This is a genomic window from Bacillus sp. MUM 116 (genome assembly GCF_001866655.1).
Classification (GTDB): Bacteria; Bacillota; Bacilli; order Bacillales; family Cytobacillaceae; genus Neobacillus.
Map to the genome: position 1 here is coordinate 1 of NZ_MLYR01000055.1, position 25139 is coordinate 25139.

The 25139-nt window shown below is 38.5% G+C and carries 26 protein-coding genes and 1 riboswitch; of the genes, 8 read left to right on the forward strand and 18 right to left on the reverse strand.

Annotated features, from left to right (window positions below; genetic code table 11):
* Nucleotides 1-126: 126 nt before the first annotated feature.
* Nucleotides 127-1866 (reverse strand): glycosyl hydrolase family 18 protein, encoded by a 1740-nt coding sequence (locus tag BIV60_RS14180; protein WP_071356393.1) that lies wholly within the window; start codon nt 1864-1866, stop codon nt 127-129.
* 163 nt (nt 1867-2029) lie between these two features.
* Here BIV60_RS14180 and plsY point away from each other — a divergent pair, with 163 nt between their 5' ends.
* The 4 genes from plsY to BIV60_RS14195 all read left to right on the forward strand — a co-directional run bounded on the left by plsY (nt 2030) and on the right by BIV60_RS14195 (nt 4907).
* A complete protein-coding gene (gene plsY / locus BIV60_RS14185) occupies nt 2030-2626 on the forward strand; it encodes a glycerol-3-phosphate 1-O-acyltransferase PlsY (protein ID WP_071356394.1) in 597 nt (198 codons plus the stop codon).
* Between the two features lie 115 nt (nt 2627-2741).
* Nucleotides 2742-2918 carry a hypothetical protein gene (locus tag BIV60_RS29725; protein WP_177177308.1) on the forward strand — a complete coding sequence of 59 codons (177 nt, stop codon included), beginning with the start codon at nt 2742-2744 and terminating at the stop codon, nt 2916-2918.
* Between the two features lie 441 nt (nt 2919-3359).
* Nucleotides 3360-4505, forward strand: a complete 1146-nt coding sequence (locus tag BIV60_RS14190) for a CapA family protein (RefSeq protein WP_071356395.1) — start codon at nt 3360-3362, stop codon at nt 4503-4505.
* Nucleotides 4506-4598: 93 nt separating this feature from the next.
* Nucleotides 4599-4907: a HesB/YadR/YfhF family protein gene (locus BIV60_RS14195; RefSeq protein WP_071356396.1), complete on the forward strand. Its 309-nt coding sequence runs from the start codon at nt 4599-4601 to the stop codon at nt 4905-4907.
* A gap of 4 nt (nt 4908-4911) precedes the next feature.
* Here the strand turns inward: BIV60_RS14195 and BIV60_RS14200 are convergent, their stop codons facing one another.
* From BIV60_RS14200 to acnA, 11 genes are all read right to left on the reverse strand, one after another.
* Complete coding sequence (locus tag BIV60_RS14200; RefSeq protein WP_071356397.1) at nt 4912-5223, reverse strand: hypothetical protein; 312 nt, start codon at nt 5221-5223, stop codon at nt 4912-4914.
* Between the two features lie 22 nt (nt 5224-5245).
* On the reverse strand, nt 5246-5680 hold the full coding sequence (locus BIV60_RS14205; protein WP_218145941.1) for an acyl-CoA thioesterase: 435 nt from the start codon (nt 5678-5680) through the stop codon (nt 5246-5248).
* Between the two features lie 9 nt (nt 5681-5689).
* Nucleotides 5690-7996 (reverse strand): AAA family ATPase, encoded by a 2307-nt coding sequence (locus BIV60_RS14210; protein WP_071356399.1) that lies wholly within the window; start codon nt 7994-7996, stop codon nt 5690-5692.
* A gap of 91 nt (nt 7997-8087) precedes the next feature.
* Nucleotides 8088-8321: a small acid-soluble spore protein Tlp gene (gene tlp / locus BIV60_RS14215; RefSeq protein WP_071356400.1), complete on the reverse strand. Its 234-nt coding sequence runs from the start codon at nt 8319-8321 to the stop codon at nt 8088-8090.
* 125 nt (nt 8322-8446) lie between these two features.
* Entirely contained in the window at nt 8447-8590 is a 144-nt protein-coding gene (locus tag BIV60_RS14220; RefSeq protein WP_026576411.1) for an acid-soluble spore protein N, read from the reverse strand.
* A gap of 57 nt (nt 8591-8647) precedes the next feature.
* Nucleotides 8648-8779: an FbpB family small basic protein gene (locus BIV60_RS14225; protein WP_071356401.1), complete on the reverse strand. Its 132-nt coding sequence runs from the start codon at nt 8777-8779 to the stop codon at nt 8648-8650.
* 131 nt (nt 8780-8910) lie between these two features.
* On the reverse strand, nt 8911-9444 hold the full coding sequence (locus tag BIV60_RS14230; RefSeq protein ID WP_071356402.1) for a redoxin domain-containing protein: 534 nt from the start codon (nt 9442-9444) through the stop codon (nt 8911-8913).
* Between the two features lie 265 nt (nt 9445-9709).
* On the reverse strand, nt 9710-10504 hold the full coding sequence (locus BIV60_RS14235; RefSeq protein WP_071356403.1) for a class II aldolase/adducin family protein: 795 nt from the start codon (nt 10502-10504) through the stop codon (nt 9710-9712).
* A gap of 182 nt (nt 10505-10686) precedes the next feature.
* Entirely contained in the window at nt 10687-11742 is a 1056-nt protein-coding gene (gene mtnA / locus BIV60_RS14240; protein ID WP_071356404.1) for an S-methyl-5-thioribose-1-phosphate isomerase, read from the reverse strand.
* A gap of 212 nt (nt 11743-11954) precedes the next feature.
* Nucleotides 11955-13664: a ribosomal protection-like ABC-F family protein gene (abc-f, locus tag BIV60_RS14245; RefSeq protein ID WP_071356405.1), complete on the reverse strand. Its 1710-nt coding sequence runs from the start codon at nt 13662-13664 to the stop codon at nt 11955-11957.
* A 336-nt stretch (nt 13665-14000) separates the two neighbouring features.
* Nucleotides 14001-16709, reverse strand: coding sequence for an aconitate hydratase AcnA (acnA, locus tag BIV60_RS14250; protein WP_071356406.1), 2709 nt, complete (start codon nt 16707-16709; stop codon nt 14001-14003).
* 321 nt (nt 16710-17030) lie between these two features.
* Here acnA and sspO point away from each other — a divergent pair, with 321 nt between their 5' ends.
* Nucleotides 17031-17180 (forward strand): small acid-soluble spore protein O, encoded by a 150-nt coding sequence (sspO, locus tag BIV60_RS14255; RefSeq protein WP_071356407.1) that lies wholly within the window; start codon nt 17031-17033, stop codon nt 17178-17180.
* Nucleotides 17181-17213: 33 nt separating this feature from the next.
* On the opposite strand, the gene BIV60_RS14260 is transcribed toward sspO, so the two are convergent.
* On the reverse strand, nt 17214-17486 hold the full coding sequence (locus BIV60_RS14260; protein WP_071356408.1) for a hypothetical protein: 273 nt from the start codon (nt 17484-17486) through the stop codon (nt 17214-17216).
* A gap of 117 nt (nt 17487-17603) precedes the next feature.
* Here BIV60_RS14260 and BIV60_RS14265 point away from each other — a divergent pair, with 117 nt between their 5' ends.
* A complete protein-coding gene (locus BIV60_RS14265; protein WP_026576420.1) occupies nt 17604-17744 on the forward strand; it encodes a small acid-soluble spore protein P in 141 nt (46 codons plus the stop codon).
* A 72-nt stretch (nt 17745-17816) separates the two neighbouring features.
* Here BIV60_RS14265 and selA read toward each other — a convergent pair whose 3' ends face one another.
* The gene (gene selA / locus BIV60_RS14270) at nt 17817-19232 is read right to left on the reverse strand and encodes an L-seryl-tRNA(Sec) selenium transferase (protein ID WP_071356409.1); all 1416 of its coding nucleotides are present in this window, start codon (nt 19230-19232) and stop codon (nt 17817-17819) included.
* A gap of 99 nt (nt 19233-19331) precedes the next feature.
* On the opposite strand from selA, the gene BIV60_RS14275 reads away from it, so the two are divergent.
* On the forward strand, nt 19332-19721 hold the full coding sequence (locus tag BIV60_RS14275) for an Hsp20/alpha crystallin family protein (protein WP_071356410.1): 390 nt from the start codon (nt 19332-19334) through the stop codon (nt 19719-19721).
* Between the two features lie 87 nt (nt 19722-19808).
* Here BIV60_RS14275 and BIV60_RS28465 read toward each other — a convergent pair whose 3' ends face one another.
* Nucleotides 19809-20048: an Rdx family protein gene (locus BIV60_RS28465; RefSeq protein WP_483295115.1), complete on the reverse strand. Its 240-nt coding sequence runs from the start codon at nt 20046-20048 to the stop codon at nt 19809-19811.
* A gap of 136 nt (nt 20049-20184) precedes the next feature.
* Between BIV60_RS28465 and selD the strand changes: the two genes are divergently transcribed.
* Nucleotides 20185-21237 (forward strand): selenide, water dikinase SelD, encoded by a 1053-nt coding sequence (gene selD, locus BIV60_RS14280; RefSeq protein WP_083402254.1) that lies wholly within the window; start codon nt 20185-20187, stop codon nt 21235-21237.
* Between the two features lie 35 nt (nt 21238-21272).
* Here selD and BIV60_RS14285 read toward each other — a convergent pair whose 3' ends face one another.
* From BIV60_RS14285 to BIV60_RS14295, 3 genes are all read right to left on the reverse strand, one after another.
* Nucleotides 21273-22235 carry an L-threonine 3-dehydrogenase gene (locus BIV60_RS14285; protein WP_071356412.1) on the reverse strand — a complete coding sequence of 321 codons (963 nt, stop codon included), beginning with the start codon at nt 22233-22235 and terminating at the stop codon, nt 21273-21275.
* A 40-nt stretch (nt 22236-22275) separates the two neighbouring features.
* On the reverse strand, nt 22276-23481 hold the full coding sequence (locus BIV60_RS14290) for a glycine C-acetyltransferase (protein WP_177177309.1): 1206 nt from the start codon (nt 23479-23481) through the stop codon (nt 22276-22278).
* 306 nt (nt 23482-23787) lie between these two features.
* Nucleotides 23788-24786 (reverse strand): NAD(P)H-dependent flavin oxidoreductase, encoded by a 999-nt coding sequence (locus BIV60_RS14295; protein ID WP_071356414.1) that lies wholly within the window; start codon nt 24784-24786, stop codon nt 23788-23790.
* A gap of 202 nt (nt 24787-24988) precedes the next feature.
* Nucleotides 24989-25090: riboswitch (purine riboswitch) on the forward strand.
* Nucleotides 25091-25139 lie beyond the last annotated feature (49 nt).

The window sequence follows — 25139 nt, forward strand, 5'->3', positions numbered from 1 at the left end:
TTCGCAAATGTTCTTACGAAAAGATGCCACGAAGCATTTTGTTATACGGGTTGTTGAACTTATACGAAAAACAACAATCTATGCGAAAATAGCCTTTGATAAAAAAAATAACCAACAATGCGCCGGTTATTTTCTGGTAATGGATTTATTCAATTTTAGATCTAAAGCTACCCATGCATTTTGATCAGCAAAGAATCTTGACCAGCTCGCAACACCGGCAAGTTCATATTTGGCAGCAAGTTCTGCACGTTTTTTCAAAGAAAGTTCATCTTCAATCCAAATTTTATACCTCGTTTTGTCTTTCGCATTATAATATTCTGCATAATTTTGGCCGCTTACTTCATCATATTTTGGCTTCAGTTTCTTATCTTTCAGCCACACCTTCACATGGTCCATTGTGAGGTTCTTTGCAGTAATATTCTCTGTTCCATCATTTTTCGTGTCAATCTTCCATAGTCTTGCGTATAAAGGAATTCCGAGGATTAACCGTTCATTGGGAACTTCGGTAAGCAGTGTCTGTAAATTCTTCTCGACCCAAGGCAGGCTGGCAACACTGCCTGCACCGGAAGCTGGCCCCCAATGTTCATCATAGGCCATGACAATTAAATAATCCGCTAATTCGGAAAGTTCCTTGCGTTCATAAAAAGAAGACCAATTGTTATTATCACCCGCCGAAAAGGTAATATCTATGGAAATAGTAAGACCAGCTTTGTGCAAATAGGGTGATGCTTCACGCATGAATTGCGTGACCAATGTTCCATCTTTACTGTTGACATTTTCAATATCAAAATTTATTCCTTGGAGACGGTACATTTTACCGAAAAGCAACAGTTGACGGATAATTTTTTGCCGGGTTTCATATTCTTTAAGTGCATCATGGGTCAATTGTGGATCAAATCCATTTGAAAACAGTCCCCATACCTGATATCCTTTCGATTTTGCCCATTTACTATATCCAAGCGAGGCAAGATTTTTGATGGAGCCATCCTTTCCTTCTAGCGAAAACCAGGTCGGTGAAACGACATTTACCCCTGCCATTTCGGGAATTTTGGACGGGTCCGGATTTTTTGTGTAAACGGCTTCCCATGTTAATTGCACCGGCCCGCTTACTTTCTTGTGATGGATGGGTTTACTCTCTCGAACAACATTGATTGTGATCGTTTCCTGTTTATGGACATATTCTTTTTTGATGTAGCCACTAATTCCCGCTTGATTGCGTACTAGATAATATCCATCCTTCTCCCCTTCTATCCAAACCGTATCCTTCTTCGTCATTTGCGCAGTATAGGGAGCTAGTAATGAAGGTTTTGTCCGGAGTCTTAGTTTTTCCATGTGAATATCATCGGATGTCAGCTGTCCTTTTACGAATTGATCTCCATTCTTTTGAATCCAAATTACACCGCTTCCAGCCAGTTTTTGATATTGGATGGGATAGAGGGACAGAATGGGTTCAAGAGCAACGAAAATGTTGCCATCCTCAGTCTTAATGGGTGGAATATGGAGTTTCACTGGTTTTTGGTTGATGAAATAGGTTAAGGAATCCGTTGGCATTTGAATGACCTTATCTGATGTTGTTATGATGATAGAATGAGACTTTTCATCGAAGACAATGCTTTTATCGATATTTTCCTGTAAAAAGGAAAGAGGAATATAGATAGTGGTTCCCTCTACTAATGCATTTCCCTGTTGATGTTTGTTAATTAGAATCGGATATTTCCCATGAAAATAGCTCGATTTTTCGTTCGATGCGAAAGGATAAAGGATAAAGAGTATCGAAGAAACAATCATCAATAGGGCGATGATTATTCCCCCTATCAACCATTTCGACGATATTTTTTGATTCTTATAGTATTCTATACGTGCCATGTTTTTAGTTTCCTCCTTATGTCTATCGTAAGGCATCGAAATAAAATTGAGAAGGTATTTTTTCATTTCTTTTTAAGCATTAACAAAAGGTAGGATGGCGTTTTCGTAAATCCATGATAAAATAATTACACTGGATCTATATGTAGAAGGAGATTAAATTGAAATGGTTCAAATTATTTTGTGTGTGATCCTTGCTTATTTGCTGGGCTCAATCCCGTCTGGGTTAATCATCGGAAAAGTATTTTATAAAACAGATATTCGTGAACACGGCAGCGGCAATTTAGGTGGAACGAATACGTTTCGAACATTGGGTGTAAAAGCTGGACTGGCTGTTACAATATCTGATATATTAAAGGGCACATTAGCTGCCTACCTGCCGCATCTTTTTCAGCTTGATTTAAGTCCATTAATCTTTGGTATTTTTGCGATTCTCGGTCATACCTATCCGATTTTTGCTGGATTTCGCGGCGGGAAAGCGGTGGCCACATCAGCCGGTGTTCTGTTATGCTATGCACCGTTTTTATTTTTAACCGTTTTGGTCGTATTTTTTATTAGTTTGTTTATTACAAAATATGTTTCTCTTTCATCGATGATTGCTGGTGTTTGTGCGGTGATTTATTCGATTTTCCTTAGAGATATCCCTTTAATCATTGTTGTTTTTTTAATGACTGCCTTTGTGGTTTATCGACATCGGGCCAATATTAAACGGATTATGAATAAAACAGAGCCAAAAGTGAAATGGCTTTCTCGTCATCATTAAACAAGAGCAAACTGCTCTTGTTTTTTTCATGAAAAATTCAAAATACTTACCATTAAAATAGTAGTTGCTACGATAAAATAGATATAGAGGGTACCAATATATGGAGGGGATTTTTATGCAAAGTGTGAAAGAAATGATTACTTTTTCAACAACGGTTTCTGATCGTACCGATACAGATGAGTTTTTAATTCAATTTTCCTCCTGTGAATTTTGCAATGATACCGAAAAACCGATTAAAATGACAAAAAATTTTGATGAATTAATTGATTTCCTTGAACATCTGGAACAATAAAAAAAGTGGAGCTAGCAAGCTCCACTTTAAATTTTTAATAATTGAAAACGCCCTTTTCCAAGAACATCTTTGGCATAATCTAGCTTTGTATTTTCAAAGTAAACATAATCTTTTTCATGAATAAGGATTTTTAAATCATCAAATGTAAACAGTTGGTCACCTTGTATTTTCCGCTCTTCCAGAGACAGATTAAGCTTGGGACTCCCTCAGCCAATTCCCATCGTTAATCGGACGAATAATTCTTCATAAGGTGACTCTTTTTCGGAATCAATAATGGTATGTAGAACTTGCGAGGCACTGCCAGTGATTTTAAACATCTTCACACCTCCCAATTTTTTATTTAAAAATTCGACAAAAACCCGTACAATAATACATATATAGTATAGCATTCCGATTATTTTTAAAACGAATATGCTTAAATCCGATTAGTTAGGAGCAAGTATGAAAAAGAAAACACCCATTTTATCTGTTTTTATTATTTTCTTCTGTCTGATTATTGCTGCTGTTCTCTTTATTCAGCAACGCCAAACTCAAAAAGCTGATACTCCGGTCCATGTGACAAAACCGAACTCCCTCCGGCCTCAGCCTGTGTTGGAACGTAGTGTTAGCAAGAAAATAACCATTGGCGCCATCGGTGATATTCTGATGCATGACAGAGTTTATAAGTATGCGTACAACGGTCATCGCTACAATTTCGACCCGCTTTTTGCGGATGTGAAAAGTTTGCTTGAAAAGCCTGATATTTTAACAGCCAATCAGGAAAGTACACTGGGCGGTTTAGAGCTCGGTCTCTCAAGTTACCCTTCCTTCAATAGTCCTCATGAAGTTGCAGACGCGCTTGTACATACTGGTGTGGATATCGTTTCGACTGCGAATAATCATTCATTGGATAAGGGTGAAAAAGGAATTGATTCTGAAGCGAAATATTTGAACAGTATTGGCTTACCTCATGTAGGAAGCTTTATCGACGAAGAGGACCGCAAAAAATTAAGAATTCTTGATAAAGATGGGATTAAAATCGCGTTTCTTGCCTATACATTTGGAACAAATGGGATCCCGATACCAGATGATAAGGATTTTCTTGTGAATCTTATTAATCGGGATATCATGAAGGATGAAATCCATCGGGCGAAAAAAGTGGCCGATGTCGTTGTCATGAGTATACATTGGGGAAATGAATATCAACGGTTTCCAACCGATGAACAAAAGAATTTAGCCCAATTTCTTGCGGATGAAGGTGCAGATATCATTTTTGGTTCCCATCCGCATGTTTTGCAGCCAATGGATTGGATTAAAACGAAGGATGGCAGAAAAGCATTTGTTGTCTATTCATTAGGGAATTTTATTTCCGGCCAATCTGGGGACTACAAAGATATCGGTGGATTGGCCACTATTGATATTTCCAAGCAGGCTTCGGAAAAAGGATCTTCCATCACTTTATCCAATCCACGCTTTTATCCAACCTTTGTATCAAAAAAGAAACATTACAAGGTGTATCCTTTTGAAAAAGCCGCTCCTTTTGGCTTGGCAAATCCTGAAGGAAAATATAAAGAAATTCAAAATCATATGTTTCAATGGCTCCGCTAATTCGGGGCTTTTCTTTTTTGAAAATGTATTTCCCTCGCTTTCTGCAAACAATAGCAATATAATGTGAGGTATGGATTTAGAAAGGAGTTTTATATGAACATTCTGATTAGTAAGGATGCGGCAGCTTGGTATAAAGAGGAACTTAGTTTGGAAAATGGTGATTATGTTCGCTTTTTTGCCCGTTACGGCGGATGCAGCAACGTACAAAGCGGATTTTCTTTAGGAATATCCAATGAAGAACCAATTAATTTGGCTGTGAAAAAAGAGGTAGATGGTATTATCTTTTATATTGAAGAAAAAGATGAATGGTATTTTGATGAGCACGATTTGGTTATCGAACTACCAGCAGGGTCTGATGAGCCGGTAATCGATTATAAAAAACAAAGCACACCTGAGAGTTAATTTTTCAGGTGTGCTTTTGTTTTTTTTCCCAAATATGTTCGAGGAGGCCTTCTGCTTGTAAGATTTCTTTTTGCCGCTTACCGAGCAGGTCAAAGTGAGAGTAGCCATCCTTTCGATGGTCAATCCATTCCTTTTTTAGACCATATTTCCTGCCCCACTCAACCAATTTTTTTAAATCATTGCAGCCAACTTTTGTGACGGTTTTATACTCTGGGAAGCGGTCATCCAGCCAATAATGGGTTAAGAAAGCAATTTCACCGCGATCAATTTTCTGTTTCCACTCCATTAATTCGTCTCTTGTAATCCCAAACGCCATAACCGCATACCCCATTTACAGTTTACTTTTTCTTTATTTCCTCATATTTCAAATACCATTCCGGAAAAGTCTTTTTAAAGGAGGTTGGCCGGAAATTATCTTTTTTGACAATAATATGGGTAGTGGTGCCTGTTACGCAAATTTCGTCCTCCCCATTAACAATCTCATAGCCATATATGGTTTTAACGCCGTCACTATAATCCACCCAAGTTTTCACAAAGGCTTTATCTCCATAGCGGAGCGGCTTTTTATAAGTAGCCTGAACATCATAGACAGGGGCAAAGTAACCTGCCTCCTCCATCCCGACATAACTATAACCAATGTCTTCGATTAAGGCTGTCCGGCCGAGTTCAAAAAATTTCAAATAATTTGCGTGATAAATAACCCCCATCATATCGGTATCAGCATAGTAAAGCTGAATTTCTCTTGTTGAAATAAAATATTGATCCACAACCATCATTCCTTCTTATTTATTTTCAATCTTATTTATGGCTCTCTTTACATCTTCAGGGATAATATAGTAGATTTGTTCTGCTAAATGTACCTCTTTTGACTCATCCATCAGCCGTAATGCTTGCGCTTGAATCATTTCATCCACCAGGTTTGTTGCAAAGCGTCCATTCCCTTTGAAATTCTTCGATTTCAAAGTGGTTTTCAATAATTCCCGGGATTCGCCCGTGATTTGGTATTGATAACCTTCTGCATAGGCTTCCATGATGGCTAAAAGTTCCTCAGATGAATAATCGCGAAAAATAAAAAATTTCTTAAATCTTGATCGTAATCCCGGGTTGCTTTCGAGGAGATGATCCATTTCGTTCGGATAGCCAGCTAGAACAACCACTAGATTTTCGTTTTGCTTTGTCATCTCATCCACCAGAGTATCAATAACTTCTTTGCCAAAATCATTGCCGGAATGCCCCAACAAGGAGTAGGCTTCATCAATAAAAAGTACACCGCCTAATGCTTCCCTGATTTTCTTTTTTGTTTTACCAGCTGTTTGTCCCACATAACCAGCTACAAAATCAGCTCGGCTTGTAACAATTAAATGTCCCCTTTTTAAAATGCCGCAATCCTTTAAGAGCTCGGCATAGATTTGTGCAACGGTCGTTTTTCCAGTTCCTGGATTACCGGTAAAAACAGCATGAAGCTGGATAGGCACAGTCGGAAGTTGCTGCTTTCTTCGATATTGTTGCAATTTCACAAAAGAAATGATTGATTGGATTTCCTCTTTTAATGACTCCAGGCCAATCAATTGTTCTAATTTTTCATAGGGAGAAATCAGATTTTCTGTTCTTTCAATTAAGAAATCTTCCTTCCCTAGAATGAAATAATGGAAAAATTCAGGATTCTTGTCTTTTGATCCTTTTTTAAAAATGGCATCCAGAACAATGTTGCGAACGGTCCTTGCGTTTCCAAACGTATCGTCCACTCGCTCTTTTTCCAATCGATGTTGAATCTCGACTTTAGCTTCATCAGTAAGAATATAGTCATTTTCATCCGCAATTTTTTCTGCAATCATAACTAATTCTTCATTTGAATAGTTTGGCAGGTGGAGAAGGTTGGATTGTGGAAAGCGGCTTCGTAAACCTGGATTGGCATCTAAAAACGTGCGCATTTCTTCCGGATATCCTGCTAAGATTACAGCAAATCTACCGCCATATTCCTGACCGGCCATTAGCGAAACGAGTGTGTCTATCGCCGTTTGCCCATAATCATTTCCAGTTTGGCCTTCCCGCTTTAAACTGTAGGCTTCATCAATGAAAAGAACACCGCCAATAGCCCGTTCGACAACAGCTCGGACATTTTCTTCTGTTTGTCCAACATAAGAACCGACTAATTGCGAACGGTCCACTTCAATGACTTCCTCACTTGGTAAAACACCAAGTTCATAGTATATTCTTGCCAGTAGACGGGCAATAGTGGTTTTACCCGTACCGGGGTTCCCGGTTAGGACCATGTTTAGAATTAAATCATCTTTTATATGAAAACCGAGTTCTTTACGTTGTTTCTGGTATTTCAAAAAGCGGTAAAAATCATTTACCCGTTTTTTGATCTCTACCATACCAATCATTTCATTTAATTGTTCGAGTGCATTTTTTTCATGCATGTCTCCATCTTTGTTTTCATGATTGAAAAAAGTCTTCCATTGCTTTTTGAGCTCTTCTAAAGCGAATAAATGTGCTTTTAATTCCTCGTAATAGGTAGAAGTATGAAAAACCCCTGTTATAGACTGATCATATTCTATTGCTGCTTTGTGGAGATTTCCTACGATTGTAACGGCCTCGAATAAAGTGTCGGTAAGGGATTGATACTTTTCAAATAACTCTGTGTTCTCTATAGTGGCTGCAATCTCTCTATTGTTTTCGAGATCTTTTAGGTGCTCTTCTGCTTCTTCCAAAAAATTTCCGCAAATTTGTATGTATTCTTCAGCAATTTTCTTTTTGGCCGTTCGATTATCGGTTTCTCTTATCGAAGGAAAGGCAAGGGAATCAAGCAGTTGCTCTTTCTTTTTCCATTCAAACTGAATAAAAAACTCCTTTGCCTTCCTGTTATAGGGATCTAATTTCAGAGCTTTCTCCATCATAAGAACCGAAAGCGTTTGTGGTTTATTTCGGCCAATTCTGGATAAGGCAGCATACGTAAGCAGATTTGAAATCGTCTGCGGATTGCTTTCCTTTTGTAATGTTTTGATTAGCTTACTTTCGTCTGCTATATACCCATTTTTGTGCAATTCGAATTCCCAATTTGACATTTCTTGTTGAATCACCTTCATCACTCTCTATGCTAATTTCCTTTTCTATCTTACCATAACCACTATTTATACTGGAAATAAATAAGACCTGTCACTAAGGACAGGTCATAAATTATTGATTATTTTCATCCTGAATTTCGGATTTAAATGATTGGATACTTTCACGGCGGCGTTCATTTTTGGCTTCAATTTGCTGGCGTTGTGTTTCACTGTCAGTAAATTGAAGGGACTCTTCTGCCTCATGAATATTTTGTTCTGTATCGGCAATCATCTTTTGTAATTTTTCAACGTTATCGCTGCGATCATCCGGGTTCGGTTGGTTGTTATAAGTGTTGTTATTTGTCATGATTTAACTCCTCCTTAAGATTGTACATGTTACAGATATAGTTTGTATCGAAGCGAAAAAAATATCACAAATTTTTTTAAAAAAAGACCCGCTGCTAAAATTATAGCGACGGGTCAATTCCATGACTATTCACCTTTTGTTTGAATTACTTGAGCATGCTTTCCTGATGTATCCTGCATTTTTTTTCCTTTGTTTCCGCCAAAGCCACGAGATTGTGTGCCTATATGGTTAGGAACAAAATGTTCGCCTTTTCCATTTGCATTTGTCATTCATATCCCTCCTCCTTTACAGTTTAACCTCATTGTAGGAGTTCATGATTGGTAAGTTTACTCTGCTTTTCCGAGACGTTTTGCTTCAATTCGTTGTTCGATTTTTTCCAATGCAGCATGATCTTTCATTAATTGGCTTTTATTTTCAGAAACAAGCTCTGCAAAGGAGCGTTTTCTTGGTTTTCTCATGTCTATCACCTTCTTTATTTCTTATTGTATCAGGTATTATGCCCGTGAACGGTTGCAATTATTACAACTTTTTGAAAATTTTATTATTTAGATTAACTAAAAAAGACATTGGCCCGAGGGCCAATGTCTTTTTAATTCAATTTCTCGGCAAATTGCTTCATTTGTGCCAGTTCCATTCCGCCCGTAAATTTATTTTCAATAATCCCTTTACTGTTGATAAAATACGTCGTTGGAATGGATAAAATTTGGTATGTTTCATTTACATGATCGTCTACATCAAGAAGAATCGGAAAAGTAATTTTATTTTTATTTACAAAGCCTTTAACATCTAATTGTGGATCAATATTAACAGCAAGAATGACAAGATCTTTGTCTTTTTCCTTAAAGAACTTTTCCATGGCAGGCATTTCCGCTTTACAAGGGGGACACCAAGTTGCCCAGAAGTTAAGCATTACCTTCTTCCCTTTTAAATCGGAAAGCTTAATTTTATCTCCTGAAAGTGTTTTTAGTTCAAAATCTGGTGCTTTAGCTCCGATTTTCAGTCCTTCTTCAACGCTTGTTTGTGTTGTAGTGCTTTCGGGTTCCGTCTTTTTTTCCATCGCTTGAACAATCGCTACGGTAAGCAAAGTGATTAAGACGACTGCGGCGATTACTTTTTTGATCATCCCCGAAACCTCCTTCATCAAAAGTTATGCTATTTCGATTTTACACTATAAACTCAGTCGAAACAAAGCTTGGTTATGTTAAATCTGTGAAGATTTGCTGAAATAAGAAAAGTGCAAGCGCTGGAGGGCCTGACGGTGAGACCGTTTTTTGACCTCATCAGCAGGACCGAAGTGATCTAGAGGTTCTAGGCGATGGAGCTGGACAATTCTCGAAGAAATATATAAATTCTTAAAGTAAAAGAAAAAGCAAGCGCGAGGGCTTGCTCTAATCTTGTGCATTTAGCGCATCTAATATGTTTTTCGTTACTTTTTCAACAATCTGGTTGAGATTATGTTCCGATAAGGAGCATTCTAAGGGACTTGATTTTTTAGTGGCATTGGCTCCATTTGGCGCATCCGAACCGATTGGAGTTTCACCCATTATTCCCATCGCTCTTTTCATCTCTACCAGCCTCTGTACATGCTTTATGGAAAGCTCTCGGTCTCCATTAATTTGCCTGGAAATCCAATTGATTTTCGCATTGAATTCAAGTGATTCCATTAAATAATAGGCATATTCTAGACTTGTTCCCCATGTGAGTGCACCGTGGTTTTCCAACAGCACCCCTTGATGGGTATGTACATGCTTTTTAACAGCTTGTGGAATTTCTTCTGTCGATGGTGTGCCATATTCTGCAATCGGAATGGTTCCCAAATATACGACAGATTCAGGCATAATCGCTTGGTCAAGTGGAATTCCAGCAATCGCAAACGCTGTAGCATATGGTGGATGAACATGGACAACCGCCCGAATATCCGGACGTTCGCGATATACAAGCAGATGCATTTTCATTTCAGATGTGGGTTTATAATCCCCTTCAAGAACATTCCCTTGGCCATCAACTTTAACGATCATTTCCGGTGTCATAAATCCTTTGCTTACCCCAGTTGGAGTAATAAGGAATTCGTTCTGGCCTACTCGAATGGAAATGTTGCCATCATTAGCGGCAACAAATCCTTTTTCATAAACCCTTTTTCCGAATTCGCATATTTGCTTTTTAAATTTAATTTCCGTAATCATAGGCAACCTTCCTTCCATGCTTTCTATCCCGCATTAACGGGCAGTAAAACCCAACTTTAAGAATTTGAACGAAATAAAAAGGATAGGTCGGTCGAGGGGCTAACTGCCCGTAAAAAAGCCCGTTTGGTTCAACTAACAATCAGTGGGGGAAGAAAAAACCCTCACTGATTGTTAGTTTCACTTTATTGAAAAAGTTTTGGAAGCTCTCCTTCGTAGTTACCCGTTATTATACCCTTTTCTGTAATAATAGCTGTAACAAATTCATTCGGAGTAACATCAAATGCAGGATTAAAAACTTTTACTCCTTCAGGAGCAGTTCTTTTTCCAAATCCCTCAGTAATTTCTGATGCATCCCGTTCTTCAATTGGGATATCAGCACCTGTGTTGGTTTCCAAATCAATCGTTGAAATTGGTGCAGCCACATAGAATGGAATATTATGAGCCTTTGCCAGCAAAGCAACTCCATAGGTACCAATTTTATTGGCGACATCACCATTTGCAGCCACGCGGTCACATCCGACGATTACTGCCTGTACCCAGCCTTTTTGCATTACCATTGCAGCCATATTATCTGTAATTAATGTTACATCGATTCCAGCTTGCATAAGTTCCCACGCCGTTAAACGTGCTCCTTGAAGGAGTGGTCTAGTTTCATCTGCAAATACTTTTATATCCCAGCCTTGTTCCTTTGCCAAGTAGAGTGGCGCGAGTGCTGTTCCATAACGTGCAGTAGCAATACCACCGGCATTACAATGAGTAAGAATTCCCATGCCATCCTTTAAAAGGGTTAGCGCATGCTCGCCAATCGTCCGGCAAACTTCTTCGTCTTCGTTTCTTATTAAGTGTGCTTCTTGTACAAGTGCTTGCTTGATTTGTGCGATAGGAAGGGCTTTTTCCTTTTGGACACGCTCATCCATTCTCTTTAACGCCCAAAATAAATTTACGGCTGTTGGTCTTGAGGTTGCAAGGTAATGGGAATGCATTTTAAATTCAGCATAAAATTCTTCAAATGAATTCTCAGAGGCATTCTTTATACCTAGTAGTAATCCGTAGGCCGCAGCAATACCAATGGCAGGTGCTCCGCGAACCTTTAATTGTTTAATGGCGTCCCAGGCATCTTCAATATTTGTGATTTCAAGAAATTCTGAAACATTGGGAATTTTCGTTTGGTCTAGTATTTTCAATACACCATTTTCGAAGAAAACTGATTGTAAAAATGACTCTGTCAAATAACCCATCTCCTCTTTAATCTAACAAAAAACTTCTACCATTGTAATTTTATCAATATCTTCGATAGATGCAAGACTTTTCATTATCGTTAAAATTAACGGAAAATTTTCATAGATAGATGGTTATTATCGGAAAAATTTGTCTTGAGGTGAAAAATGTTTCTATAAAAAAGGATTTTTAGACAAACCTACATCTGTAACGAAGAAAATTGGAAAATTGTCTATAAATTATTGATTATTATCTTTTTTTGCGCTAAAAGCTCTTTGAATTCTCTATCCAATTCCATATAATCTGGATGATTTTGATCAAGCAGCGATAACTCTCCCAGAACGGTTGCCAATCGGTTTTCAATGACCATTAAGGCTTCTTGTTTACTGTTATTTTTATTGTCTTTACCCTGATTAAAATATTCCTCCGCTTTCAATTCGACGCGCTTAATTTTCTGATTTTCAAACACAAGTAGCTTTTCACAAATCTTATTGAGGAAATAATAATCATGCGATACCGTGATAATCGTCCCAGTAAACTCGCTTAAGGTCTTTTCAAATTGTTCCCTGCTAGGCAAATCAAGATGATTGGTTGGTTCGTCGAGAATCAAAACATCATATTCCTTCATTAACATGTCAACGAGTTTGACTCTTGTTCTTTCTCCTAAACTCAGTGTGCCAATGGGTTTGATAATCAGATCCTCATTTAATCCAAGATTGGCTAACAAAGTCCTTGCTCGGAACAGGTCTTGGCGTGCTGTAAAACCTAATGCATCAAGGGCTGTTTTTTCTTCTGGAAGGTCATGAACGTCCTGGCTTAAGTAGGCGATCTTTATGGAATCACTTTTCCATAATATTCCTTGTGAACCCTGTTCTTTTCCTACGATCATTTGAATTAAGGTTGTTTTGCCGCAGCCATTATCCCCTAGCAAACCCACCCGTTCACCATGGTTTATATAAAACTGCGTGTCGGAAAAAAGCTTACGATTTCCAAAGCTTTTTTCTAATTTCTGAGCTTCAATAATCCGCTTTCCTCTTATTCCGTCGGATTCAAACTGAAATCTGATTTCTGCTTCCTCCAAAGGTTTTTCGATTTTATTCTCACTCAGTTCATTTTGCAGCCGTTTCATTTTTGATTTTATTTGCTTATCCCGTTTTTTTGCCTTAACCCGGTGATACTCTTTAAAACCTTCCTGTTTGGTGGAATCCCGGTGTGCACGGTCCGACCATTTCGTTAATTGCTCCATTTGCAATTCGATTTTTTCATTTTTCCGTTGCTGTACCGTATATTGATGATATAGATCCTCTTTTCTTTTTTGTTTTTCTTTTCGGTACTCACTATAATTTCCGTAATAAAAATGGATTTTCTTATTTTCTAATTCGAAAATGCAATTGACAGTTTGATCTAAAAAGTACCGGTCATGCGAGATAATCAAGACTGGTCCCTTAAATTTTTTCAATTCAGCGAGTAACCATTTAATCCCTTTAAAATCTAAATGATTGGTTGGCTCATCGAGAATTAAAAAATCGGGTTTGCTTGACCATACAAGTGATAGAGCAAGCTTTAACTTCTCACCGCCGCTCAAATGCTGCAGTCTCTGTTCCTCCCAATCATATACCTTTTCGAGGCCAAGCTGGCTTGTGTGTTCGTATAAATCCTTTTTATCCAATAAACCTTCAACAAAATTGGTAAATTCATAATCAATTGATTGTGTTAAATAACCGATCTTAAACTCCTTCTCCATATCTATTTTTCCATTGTCGGGCTTTAGCCGGCCCATAATAATATTTGCCAAAGTGGTCTTACCTGTCCCGTTATAGCCAACTAAGCCAATTCTTTCTCCCATTTTTATTTCAAAATGAACATTGTCTAATATTTTTCTTAATTCAAAGCTTTTTTCTATCCCTGAAGCTTTTAAAACAATCTTGGATTTATTAAACATAAAAAAACTCCCTTCCATAAACCTGAAGAGAGTTTTAGACCCAATTATTTGAAAATAGCCCAATAAAAACCAAGAAAAAATAAACCTAAAAAGGCTTTATTGAGTAAATAACAAATTTGGATGTAAAAAGGACAGACTCATCCTATTCTTCAGGTTCATCATTTTTCGGTTATTCGAAATATGAGCTGAATCATAAGATTAAAACTTCATGCCTTTTTATCATTCCTTTTCGTTTAGTCCTTTTTATGTTATGGTATCCGCTTTAAATTTGTCAACCATTTTCTAATAAAAAACCACCATGCATTGAAATCAGCATGGTGGTTTCGTAATTCGTAATTACGCTTCTTGTAATTTTTCACGTAATACCATTTGTAGGATACCGCCGTGACGGTAGTAGTCGATTTCAACTTCAGAGTCGAAACGTACAACTACTTCGAATTCTTTCTTGTTACCATCTTCGTCAGTGGCAGTAACTTTTAGAAGATCGCGTGGTTTTACGTTTTCGTCTACTTGAACTTCGAAAGTTTCTTTACCAGTTAAACCAAATGTTTCAGCGTTTTCGCCTTCTTTAAATTGAAGTGGGAGAACACCCATTAACACAAGGTTAGAACGGTGAATACGCTCGAAGCTTTCAGCAAGAACGGTTTTGATGCCTAAAAGATTAGTACCTTTTGCAGCCCAGTCACGTGAAGAGCCCATTCCGTAATCTTTACCGGCCAGAACCATCAATCCAGTTCCATCTTCTTTGTACTTCATGCAAGCATCATAGATAGATGTAACTTCGCCACTTGGCCAGTAAGTTGTGAAGCCGCCTTCTGTACCTGGTGCGATTTGGTTACGGATACGGATGTTTGCAAATGTTCCGCGCATCATGACTTCGTGGTTACCACGACGAGAACCGTAAGAGTTGAAGTCACGTGGCTGAACGCCTTTTTCTAATAGATATTTACCGGCTGGAGTATTTTTGCCAATTGCTCCTGCAGGTGAAATATGGTCAGTTGTTACAGAGTCTCCGAACTTACCAACCACACGAAGACCAGCTAATGGTTCAACCTTTCCTGGTTCAGGTGATAAGCCTTCAAAGAATGGCGGATTAGCAATGTAAGTGGAATTTTCATCCCAAGTATATAATGGCTCATTGCTAGTTTTGATTGCGTTCCAACGCTCGTTGTCACCAAATACGTTTTCATATTCTTTGCGGAATAATTCTGGTGTAACAGTACGTTTAACTACATCATTTACTTCAGCAGTAGATGGCCAGATATCCTTGAAGAATACATCGTTTCCATCTTTATCTTTACCGATTGAATCTTTAGCGAAATCAATGTTCACTGTACCAGCTAGTGCGTAAGTAACAACAAGCGGCGGTGAAGCAAGATAGTTTGCTTTTACAAGCGGATGAATACGTCCTTCAAAGTTACGGTTACCGGAAAGAACAGATGTAACTAAAAGATCATTTTCAGCAATTGTTTTTTCGATTTCTTCTTTTAATGGACCGGAGTTACCGATACATGTAGTACAGCCGTAACCAACAAGGTTGAAGCCGATTTGCTCTAAGTAAGGAAGTAAGCCGGAATCACGTAGATAACCAGTTACAACTTTAGATCCTGGTGCCAAAGAAGTTTTCACGAACTTAGGAACTTCCATTCCAAGTTCAACTGCTTTCTTTGCAACAAGTCCTGCACCAACTAGAACGTATGGGTTAGAAGTGTTTGTACAGCTTGTGATGGAAGCAATCGCAACTGCACCTGTTTTAATTTCTGCTTCGTCCCCATTGTTAAAATTAATGGTTGCAGATTTTTCAAGTTCGTCAGCTTGTAAACCAAAGCCTTGGTTTCCTTGTGGAGCGGAAACAGCTTTTACGAACTCTTCCTTCATTTTTGAAAGAGGAATTAAATCTTGTGGACGTTTAGGACCAGAAAGATTCGCCTCAATTGCAGTAAGATCGATTTCGATAACATCTGTATAAACAGGTTCAACAGATGGGTCAAAGAACAAACCGTTTGCTTTGCAATATTGTTCTACTACATTAATTTGTTCTGCATCACGGCCAGTTAGGCGTAAATATTCAATTGATTCGCCGTCAATCGGGAAGAAACCACATGTTGCACCATATTCAGGAGCCATGTTTGCAATTGTTGCACGGTCAGCAAGTGGTAAAGAAGATACTCCAGGTCCGAAATATTCTACAAATTTACCAACCACACCATGTTTACGAAGGACTTGTGTTACTTTAAGCGCAAGGTCAGTCGCAGTTGCACCGTTTGGAAGCTCGCCAACTAATTTAACCCCAACTACTTCTGGAACTGGGAAATAAGAAGGCTGTCCAAGCATTCCTGCTTCTGCCTCGATACCGCCAACGCCCCAGCCTAATACGCCAAGACCATTGATCATGGTTGTATGGGAGTCAGTACCGACTAATGTATCTGGGTATGTTTCAAGTTCCCCGTCTACTTCTGCAACATGTACAACATCTGCTAAGTATTCAAGGTTTACTTGGTGAACGATACCAGTTGCTGGTGGTACGGCACGATAGTTGTTAAATGATTTTTGTGCCCAGCTTAAGAATTGGTAACGCTCAGCATTACGTTCGAATTCAAAATCCATGTTAATTTTTAATGAATCAGCAGCACCATAAGCATCAACTTGTACAGAGTGGTCGATAACAAGGTCAACTGTTTTCTCAGGATTAATTTTGTCTGGGTTACCGCCAAGATCAGCCATTGCTTTTCTTAAGGAAGCAAGGTCAACGACAGCAGGAACGCCTGTGAAGTCTTGAAGAATAACACGTGCTGGTTTAAATGGAACATCCACTTCTTTAAGCTCATCTGTTCCCCATTTTGCTAAGTTTTCAACATGCTCTTTAGTAATCACACGGCCATCATATTGGCGAAGTACTGATTCAAGAAGTACCTTTACAGAATAAGGTAATTTAGAAACCTTTCCAATACCAGCTTCTTCTAAAGCATTTAACCGATAATAGTGATAACGTTTACCGTTTGCTTCAAATGAAGATTTTGCGTTAAAAACATCATTTTTAACCATGAGTAAAAACCCCCTCATTTCAATTAAATACAAAAATCAACGAAAAGTGTGAATATTCCCTTATACCCCAACTTTTCTCACAATTCCTATCTTAATACATCCTTTAACATAAGTAAATAACAAGAAAGTTATTGCACTCGATAAGTTTTTCTTATGTTTTTTCATAAAAAGAGTTCGAAATATTTCGAAAACGTTATTAGGGCTAAGAGGTTTCTTTTTCATAGGGAATAGTTTGTATTCTTTATTATTATGTCTAAAAAACTTTTTGATGTCATTAATTTAGGCTTACAGGAAATATTAACAGTTAAGGAGGTGGTTGGAATGGGTAAACGCAAGGCGAATCATGTCATCCCTGGTGCGAATGCTGCCAGTTCCCAAGGACAAGGGGCAGGTTTCAATGAAGAAATAGGAAAAGAGCCGTTAACAGTTAATGAAAGAATGAACAATAAAAAGCGAAAGAAGAATCAATGAAAGCAGGAGGATATCCTCCTGCTTTCATTTTGCCTATTCCGTTTGGTTTACCTCTGAAACGATTGACTGAAGATCTTGCTGGAATCGTTCAAGTTGTATTCTTTGGTGTTCGGAGGCTACCTCCATTGCATTTTCGATTTGCTGATAAGCTTCGTTCACCTCATCCTTTAAATGCTTTAACTGATGACCGTAATTTGCGCTGTCAGTAACAATATCATAAAAAAGACCTTGGGCATTCTCAAATCCCTGTTGAGCTGCCTGGAAAGCCTGTTGTTTGTCCTTATGGTAAGGATTCTTTTGCGTCATATCGTTTATTTCACTCCTTCCTAAATGTATACCGTTAAAATGCACAGAACCAAAAAAAATATTCAGGCATGAAAACGTAGTCTTCACAGCATTCTAATTAATGAGGAGGGATGATAAATGGTGAACAAAAATGATGGTAAAGATATGCGTAAAAATGCACCAAAACAATCAGGTCAGCCGGAACCAATGAGCGGTTCTCATAAAGTAAAGAATCGCAATCATACACGGGCAAAACATAATTCACATCATGATATGTAAAGAGGAAAAGCGGAAGCGCCTTGGTCAGGCCCTAAGCATAGGACGCTTGCGCTAGACACAAAAGACCCCTTTTTAAAAGGGGTCTATCGCTGTTAGTGCATCTAAAATATACGTTTCTTCTTCCGGTGTGACCGTTCGTAAATCAATCAAAAATTCGTCATTTTGAATTCGTCCAATAATCGCAGGCTTTGATTCCGTTCGCAATTTCCTGCTAATCTGTTCGGCGGGAAAAGTTTTATGTCTAAGGGCAATAACCATCGTTGGAAGCTCTACATCTGGCATGGTGCCTCCACCCACTTGACTGGTTCCCGGAAAAATTTTTATATGAAATTGGCTTGTCATTGTCATAAGCTGCGAAACAAAATTCTGTGATCGATCGTCTAATTGAGTGACAGGAACAAGTATATCACGGATTGTCGGGATATTTAACAGTCCCTTCTCTCCACGGATGTAATCCATTAAAGTGCCTTCTAGAGCTGCCAAGGTCATTTTATCCACCCGAACCACTCTAGCCAGCTGGTTTTTTTTTAATTGATGGATGAGTTCTTTTTTGCCTGCAATAATTCCCGCTTGTGGCCCGCCAAGCAGTTTATCTCCACTAAAGGTAACAAGATCTGCACCCATCTCAATGATTTCTTTTACGACTGGTTCTTCCCCTATCCCGTGTTTTCTAAAATCAAAGAGAGCTCCGCTGCCCAGGTCTTCATATAAAATAATCTGTTCATGATTTCTGGTTAACTTAACCAGTTCCTCTGTCCCTATCGATTTGGTAAACCCAATGATCTTGAAATTGCTGGTGTGAACTTTCATGACAATGGAAGTGTCGGGAGAAATTGCCTTCTCATAGTCCTCAAGATGTGTTTTATTGGTGGTGCCCACCTCTATCAGCTTGGCACCGCTTTCCTCCATGATGGAAGAAATACGAAAAGAACCGCCAATTTCAACAAGCTCTCCGCGTGAGACGATGACCTCCCTGTTTTTTGCAAGCGCGGATAATACAAGATAAACGGCAGCAGCATTATTATTTACCACCATTACAGCTTCTGCACCAGTGATTTCTTTTAACAATGATTCTACATGACTGTGACGTGAACCACGTATTCCCTCCGTAATCTTGTATTCGAGATTTGAATAACTGAGTGCTGTTTCGACCACGTGTTTTATGGCGTGTTCACTTAGCCTTGCACGGCCAAGATTTGTATGTAAAATTGTTCCGGTTGCATTGATCACTTTTTTTAATGTGTAGGTAAATTGTGTTTCCACTTTTCCTTTCAGACAATAAAATACATCATCTAGAAACATGCTAGAACCTGGCATTGCACCCGGCCAAGTATCGTTTATGATTCCATTCCTTATTTGGTCCAGGACGTCTTTTAACAACTTCGTTAATTGAGTAAAATCTAAATCCTGATTTTCAAGAAGGGCTAAAAATTTTGGATGAGTTTGCAGTTCGTGAACCGCAGGAATGAAGCGTAACCAATTTTTCACCATTATAACTCCTTTAAATTGATACTTATGTCCTATTATAGCAGTTTTCACATTTCATGGCAGATTGAATAAGATAAACCATTCAAGGGGGAATCGATTTTGAATAGAAAGAAAAATGATCATTGTTACGATTTGGATCAAATGGAAAAATGGTTGGAAAACTATTTTCTTGACCCATTAACCTCTTATTGTGACATGACTCAATTCCGGATAGACCTTTATGAGACAGAAAAAGACTGGATTGTTGAAGCCGTTTTAGATGATTATAAAGCAGCTGATCTCTCTGTTAAAGTGGAAGATATGAAGCTCATTATTACAGCACTAAAACACCCTTCAGCCTCAAATGTAAGAAAGGAAAGGACTATTGACTTCCCCTTTCCAATAAAAAATCAAAAAGTTTGTGCCTCCTTTGAAAATGGAATTTTAGAGATATTTATCTCTAAAATAGAAAAAGGAAAAGGAAATAACCGTTTTATCACATTGCCTTAATAGTTTTTCTTTTTTTTTGCTGTTTACATAATACTATTACTAGTAACTATAAAGCCCTCTTATCCCATTTGGATAAGAGGGCTTTTCTTACATATTTTCCATTGTTTCAATAATTTCATCTGTATCAGGAAAAATACCTGTTTCATCTTTGGAGTAGATTTTTACTCCATCAACCGTTACCTCAAAAACACCGCCTGAGGCAGGAATTAATTCCATCTTTTTAATATTTCGATTAAAATGTGTAAATAATTCTTCTGCGAAACTCGCAGCTTTTGGTGCATAATTTCATTGCATGCAAAATTCAACAATGACATGATAATTCTTCATACCGGGCCCTCCTAATTTGCTACATCAAGATAGTAAAAACATTTTATCCTACCCCTTATCCTTCCGCAATTATTTTGCACCATTCGTGCGCAACGAATAGGAAAGAGTTATACTAAGTAAATGGAGGTGGACAAGTTTGAGTGAACAAGAAAAAATTCGCCTAACTTCATTATCAACAAAAGCCGGTTGAGGCTGCAAAATTGGTCCTGAGGACCTGGCGCAAGTTTTGCGTCAATTACCAAAACAAGATCCAGTACCGGAGCTACTGGTTGGAAATGAAACTTCAGATGATGCCGGTGTATTTCAATTAACCGACTCTATTGCATTGATACAAACCTTGGATTATTTTACTCCAATTGTGGATGACCCATATATGTTTGGGCAAATTGCAGCGGCTAATGCCTTAAGTGACGTTTATGCCATGGGCGGACAGCCAAAAACGGTTATGAATATTGTCGGATACCCGATCAAAAAACTTGGTCCGGAAATGCTTTCCGAAATCTTACGTGGTGCGGCGGATAAGGTAAAAGATTCGGGTGCTCTTACAGTAGGAGGCCATTCCATTGATGACCAGGAGCCTAAATTTGGTTTATCCGTAACTGGAATAGTACATCCGGACAAAATATGGAAAAATATTGGGGCAAAACCTGGTGATGTTCTCGTTCTTACCAAACCAATCGGCGTTGGAATCCTTACAACGGGAATCAAAAGAAATGCTGTTACCAAGGAGCAAGAACAAACTGTAACCGAAACGATGGCATTGCTCAATAAAATAGCTGCAGAGGTTTTAGCCAAATTCCATCCCAATGCTGTAACGGATGTCACTGGTTTTGGACTGCTCGGTCACGGAAGCGAAATGGCTCGCGGCAGCGGTGTAAGTTTCGAAATTTCGTTATCCCAGGTTCCAATTCTTGAAGGAGCAATGGAGTTAGCCAAAAACGGGGTTGTCCCAGGAGGTTCTAAATCCAACCATAAATGGCTTCAGAATGATGTAGTTTATGAAGAAATCAATCCAGATGAACAACTGGTCCTTTGTGATGCCATCACATCCGGCGGACTTCTTATTTCATTAAATGAAACAGAGGCAGAAATGTATATCGATAAACTTCATTCAAATGGCTTTTCCACTGCTTCCATCATCGGACGGGTAACAGAGGAAAAAGAAAAACTCATTTATGTAAAAAAATAAGCGAAGCATTTTTTGCTTCGCTTTTTTTGTAGGGTTTATGCCATCTTTCTTATTTGCAGTTTCTGTGATAATTTATCAAGCATATCTTTTGTCATTTTGTCTAAATCGTATTCCACTTTAAAGCCCCATTCTTGTTTTGCAGCAGTAGCATCAATTGAGTTTGGCCAGCTGTCAGCAATTTTTTGGCGAACCGGATCCACATTATAGGTCATCTTAAAGGAAGGAATGTACTTCGTGATACTTGCTGCGATATCCTCCGGTGCAAAACTCATTGCCGTCACATTAAAAGCATTACGGTGTATTAAGCTTGAAGAATCAGCTTCCATTAAATCAATAATGGCATTCAGAGCATCCGGCATATACATCATATCCATGTAGGTTCCTTTATTAATATAAGATGTGTATCGACCATTTTTTATCGCTTCGTAGTAAATTTCAACTGCATAATCAGTAGTTCCCCCGCCTGGCAGAGCTACATAGGAAATTAACCCCGGAAAACGGACCCCGCGTGTATCCACACCGAATCTTTGGTTATAGTAATCCGCCAATAACTCTCCTGCGACTTTGTTTACTCCGTACATCGTTGTTGGTCGCATAATGGTATCCTGAGGTGTTTGATCTTTAGGAGTTGTTGGACCAAATGCACCGATTGAACTTGGAGTGAAGAACTGGGCATTTACCTCTTTTGCGGTTTCAAGTGCATTCATGAGCCCGCCCATGTTTAAGTTCCAAGCAAACAATGGCTTTGCCTCAGCGGTAGCGGATAACAATGCAGCTAAATGCATAATGGTATCCACATTATATTTTTTTGCAATTTCAACCATTTGCTTCCCGTCCGTCACATCTAAAATTTCGAATGGGCCGCTTTCGACAGTTAAGTTGTCGCTTTTTTTAATATCTGTCGCAATGACATTGTCCTCACCATAAATTTCTCTAAGTCTCATGGTTAATTCAGAACCAATTTGGCCTAATGCACCCGTTATTAAAATCTTTTTCATAAAATCTCCATCCTCTTCGCCATGATGTTTAGTGAAAGAATTAAATGACACCCATTTCCTTACCAACCTTTTGGTAAATCGCAATGGCCTTATCCAGCATTTCTTTTGTATGCGCAGCTGTTGGCATGTTCCGAACACGGCCTGTTCCTTGTGGCACTGTTGGGAACACGATTGCCTTAGCGTACACGCCTTCTTCATTCAACCGCTTACTAAATTCTTGTGTTAACGATTCGTCACCGATAATACAAGGAGTGATTGGTGTTTCACTATTACCGATATTAAAACCTAATTCCTTTAAGCCTTTTTTCAGATAATTTCCGTTTTCCCAAAGCTTTTGATTCAATTCTGTGCTTTCCATTAAAATTTCAATTGATTTTTTACTTGCTGCCACGTCCGCAGGGGTTAATGAGGTTGAAAAAAGGAATGGACGGCTGCGTACTTTCAACCAGTCAATTAAATTTTTCTTTCCGGCCACATAGCCGCCTACAACCCCGATGGCTTTTGAAAGCGTTCCGATTTGGAAATCAATTTTATCGGATAATCCAAAATGCTTAACCGTACCTGCACCCTCGCCAAGGACACCTGATCCATGAGCATCATCGACATAGGTAATCAAATCAAATTCTTCGGCAATTTTTACGATTTCAGGTAATAAGGCTACATCCCCATCCATTGAGAAGACCCCATCGGTAATAACCATAATTTTATTGTAAAGACCTGATTCCTTTGCTGCTTTCGCCCTCGCACGTAAATCTTCCATATCAGAGTGGTTAAAACGAATAATTTTCGCTTTTGATAACCGGCAGCCATCAATAATGGAGGCATGGTTTAATTCATCTGAAAGAATCGCATCATTTTTATCCATAACAGCTGAAATCGCTGCCATATTACAATTAAAACCTGATTGATAGGCAATGGCTGCTTCTGTATGCTTAAACTCAGCTAATTTTTCTTCCAATTCCAAATGGAGCTTAAGTGTTCCGTTAATGGTACGGACTGCACCGGCGCCGACGCCATACTGCTCAAGTGCTTCTTTTGCAGCTTGTTTTAGGCGCTCATCTGTTGCCAACCCTAAATAATTATTAGAGGAAAGATTCACAAGTTCTTTACCGTTTATAGTAATGACAGGACCATTCGGACTTTCTAAAGGGTCAATAACATTGTATAGACCTTTTCCTTTTAATTCTTCTAGATTTTCATTTAAAAATTGTTCTAAAATTCGACTAGACATTTCAATACCTCCCAATCATTTAAGCTGGACTGTGTCGTTATCCTGTGTACATTTGTCTACTGGAAGCGGACAGTTAAAACCAGCTAAATCACCTATATAAAAGCATTCTTGTTAATTACTTTATCATACTTTTTGAAAAATGTTCATATCCAGAGGACATTTTTTAAAAATTTTTTATTTGCTTCTTTAGTGTAACCAATTCAAATACAGGATATTTGTTCAAAGCAATTTTGTATAAATCTTTTGAATTTTCATTATATAAAAATAATTTTAGTGAAAAATAAAAGAACCTATCTGCTTGGATAGGTTCTTTTAACATATTTAATTGATTTTTTGGCCTGTTATGTTTTCAGCAGCTTTGTTAACCTTTTGAAGGGCATCAAGGTATTCCGTCTCTAAACGTTCAATAATTTCACCAGCCGATTCGATTTTATCAATGGCTCCTACGCCGTGCCCTGCGGACCAAATATCCCGCCACGCTTTGGCATTTGATTCTTTTTGCATATGATTGAATTCAACTTTTTCTTTTTTCACAAGTTGTTTCGGATCGAGACCTGCCTTAACGATGCTCGGGATTAGCATATTTGCGTTCACGCCTGAAAAGGCATCGGTTAACATGATATCTTCTTGAGTAGCTTCTACGAGCATATCTCGGTATTCATCACGCGCCATACTCTCTGTTGCCACAATAAATCTAGTTCCCATATACGCAAGGTCCGCTCCGGCTGCTTGTGCGGCAAGAATCCCTTTACCTGTTGAAATGGCCCCGGCAAGTACGATAATACCATCCCAGAAGGAGCGAACCATGTCAACAAAAGCAAAGTTGTTGATTTGACCAGCATGTCCTCCTGCCCCGCTAGCAACTAGAATTAGTCCATCCACACCTGTTTCTACTGCCTTTTTAGCAAACTTCACATCACTTACATCTGAAAAGACCAGTCCTCCGTATTCATGTACGATGTCAACAACGACTTTAGGGCTGCCTAATGATGTGATTACAAGTTGTGGCTGATGTTTTTTGATTAGTTCCAGTTCCTCCTGAAGCCTGCCATAGGAGCTATGTACAACCATGTTCATTGCCCAAGGTGCAATTTTCCGGTTCGGATTTTGATTCCTGGCGGCCGCTAATTCCTTATTTAATTGCCCCATCCATTGATCGAGTACTTCAATTGGCCGGGCATTTGGGGATGGAAAGGAACCAATGACTCCATTTAAACAGCAATTTTTTACTAACTCCGGTCCTGATACTAAAAACATTGGTGCAGAGATAACCGGTAAACGCAATTGTGTCCACCAGTTTTCCGGAATGGATTTGTTCATTCTTTTTCCCCTTTTCAATTTAGAATTTTCTGAATAAAATACTCTCTTTTCATCATAACGGAAAATGAATGAATATTCAATCACCTACTATGCTCTGATTATAACTTTATAAACACGAACGATAATTTTCAAAAATAAAATATTATTCGTTTTTTCATCAAAAAAGGATTGATTTTCTCTTATCATCGTGGTTATAATGTGAATAAATTTAATCCGTTTCACTCATATAATCGCAGGGATATGGCCTGCAAGTTTCTACCGGATTGCCGAAAACAATCTGACTATGAGTAGGTAATGAATCGCGCTATTCTTTCGAATGGTGCACTTCTTGATTCCTCTTGGAATAGAAGGCC

What these genes read in the sequence shown, in the direction of transcription:
- BIV60_RS14180 (WP_071356393.1), bottom strand. Translation starts at nt 1,866, where the DNA reads ATGGCACGTATAGAATACTATAAGAATCAAAAAATATCGTCGAAATGG.
- plsY (WP_071356394.1), top strand. Translation starts at nt 2,030, where the DNA reads ATGGTTCAAATTATTTTGTGTGTGATCCTTGCTTATTTGCTGGGCTCA.
- BIV60_RS29725 (WP_177177308.1), top strand. Translation starts at nt 2,742, where the DNA reads ATGCAAAGTGTGAAAGAAATGATTACTTTTTCAACAACGGTTTCTGAT.
- BIV60_RS14190 (WP_071356395.1), top strand. Translation starts at nt 3,360, where the DNA reads ATGAAAAAGAAAACACCCATTTTATCTGTTTTTATTATTTTCTTCTGT.
- BIV60_RS14195 (WP_071356396.1), top strand. Translation starts at nt 4,599, where the DNA reads ATGAACATTCTGATTAGTAAGGATGCGGCAGCTTGGTATAAAGAGGAA.
- BIV60_RS14200 (WP_071356397.1), bottom strand. Translation starts at nt 5,223, where the DNA reads ATGGCGTTTGGGATTACAAGAGACGAATTAATGGAGTGGAAACAGAAA.
- BIV60_RS14205 (WP_218145941.1), bottom strand. Translation starts at nt 5,680, where the DNA reads ATGGTTGTGGATCAATATTTTATTTCAACAAGAGAAATTCAGCTTTAC.
- BIV60_RS14210 (WP_071356399.1), bottom strand. Translation starts at nt 7,996, where the DNA reads ATGAAGGTGATTCAACAAGAAATGTCAAATTGGGAATTCGAATTGCAC.
- tlp (WP_071356400.1), bottom strand. Translation starts at nt 8,321, where the DNA reads ATGACAAATAACAACACTTATAACAACCAACCGAACCCGGATGATCGC.
- BIV60_RS14220 (WP_026576411.1), bottom strand. Translation starts at nt 8,590, where the DNA reads ATGACAAATGCAAATGGAAAAGGCGAACATTTTGTTCCTAACCATATA.
- BIV60_RS14225 (WP_071356401.1), bottom strand. Translation starts at nt 8,779, where the DNA reads ATGAGAAAACCAAGAAAACGCTCCTTTGCAGAGCTTGTTTCTGAAAAT.
- BIV60_RS14230 (WP_071356402.1), bottom strand. Translation starts at nt 9,444, where the DNA reads ATGATCAAAAAAGTAATCGCCGCAGTCGTCTTAATCACTTTGCTTACC.
- BIV60_RS14235 (WP_071356403.1), bottom strand. Translation starts at nt 10,504, where the DNA reads ATGATTACGGAAATTAAATTTAAAAAGCAAATATGCGAATTCGGAAAA.
- mtnA (WP_071356404.1), bottom strand. Translation starts at nt 11,742, where the DNA reads ATGGGTTATTTGACAGAGTCATTTTTACAATCAGTTTTCTTCGAAAAT.
- abc-f (WP_071356405.1), bottom strand. Translation starts at nt 13,664, where the DNA reads ATGTTTAATAAATCCAAGATTGTTTTAAAAGCTTCAGGGATAGAAAAA.
- acnA (WP_071356406.1), bottom strand. Translation starts at nt 16,709, where the DNA reads ATGGTTAAAAATGATGTTTTTAACGCAAAATCTTCATTTGAAGCAAAC.
- sspO (WP_071356407.1), top strand. Translation starts at nt 17,031, where the DNA reads ATGGGTAAACGCAAGGCGAATCATGTCATCCCTGGTGCGAATGCTGCC.
- BIV60_RS14260 (WP_071356408.1), bottom strand. Translation starts at nt 17,486, where the DNA reads ATGACGCAAAAGAATCCTTACCATAAGGACAAACAACAGGCTTTCCAG.
- BIV60_RS14265 (WP_026576420.1), top strand. Translation starts at nt 17,604, where the DNA reads ATGGTGAACAAAAATGATGGTAAAGATATGCGTAAAAATGCACCAAAA.
- BIV60_RS14285 (WP_071356412.1), bottom strand. Translation starts at nt 22,235, where the DNA reads ATGAAAAAGATTTTAATAACGGGTGCATTAGGCCAAATTGGTTCTGAA.
- BIV60_RS14295 (WP_071356414.1), bottom strand. Translation starts at nt 24,786, where the DNA reads ATGAACAAATCCATTCCGGAAAACTGGTGGACACAATTGCGTTTACCG.